Source organism: Vibrio sp. 970 (assembly GCF_033339075.1).
The window spans coordinates 1-676 of sequence record NZ_JAWOTW010000362.1; the positions used below are offsets into that span (position 1 = coordinate 1).

Here is a 676-nt window from a genome sequence, read left to right on the forward strand (position 1 = left end):
CTTACGATGCAGACCGTGACGGTTTTGTTATCTCTGGCGGCGGCGGCATGCTGGTTATCGAAGAACTTGAGCACGCTCTAGCACGTGGCGCGAAAATCTACGGCGAAATCGTAGGCTACGGTGCGACTTCTGATGGCTACGACATGGTAGCACCTTCAGGTGAAGGCGCAGTGCGTTGTATGAAGATGGCAATGCAAGACGTTGACAGCATTGATTACGTTAACACTCACGGTACGTCTACTCCAGTTGGCGACGTGAAAGAGCTAGGCGCAATCCAAGAGCTATTTGGCGACAACAGCCCAGCAATCTCTGCAACAAAAGCGATGACAGGTCACGCTCTAGGTGCGGCTGGTGTTCACGAAGCGATTTACTCGACTCTAATGCTAGACAACAACTTCATCGCGCCAAGCATCAATATTGAAAACTTGGATGAAGCGGCAAAAGGTCTGGATATCGTGACAGAAGCTCGCGACGCAGAGCTAACGACAGTCATGTCAAACAGCTTTGGCTTCGGTGGTACCAACGCAACATTGGTTATCAAAAAATACCAAGCGTAATCAACACCAAAGCTAACTGAATTTGTTGGTGTTGTTTATTGTGATTTGAACGCCAATAAACCAGTTTCCAGAGCTTGATCAGTCAAACTGATCGAACAGACGCAGACTCTATCCCAAGG

At 48.5% G+C, this 676-nt stretch carries 1 pseudogene; it reads left to right on the top strand.

Going from position 1 to position 676, the window contains the following annotated elements:
* Positions 1-557 (top strand): annotated as a pseudogene (locus R7Q11_RS26690) (beta-ketoacyl-ACP synthase I); the annotation flags it as partial.
* Positions 558-676 lie beyond the last annotated feature (119 nt).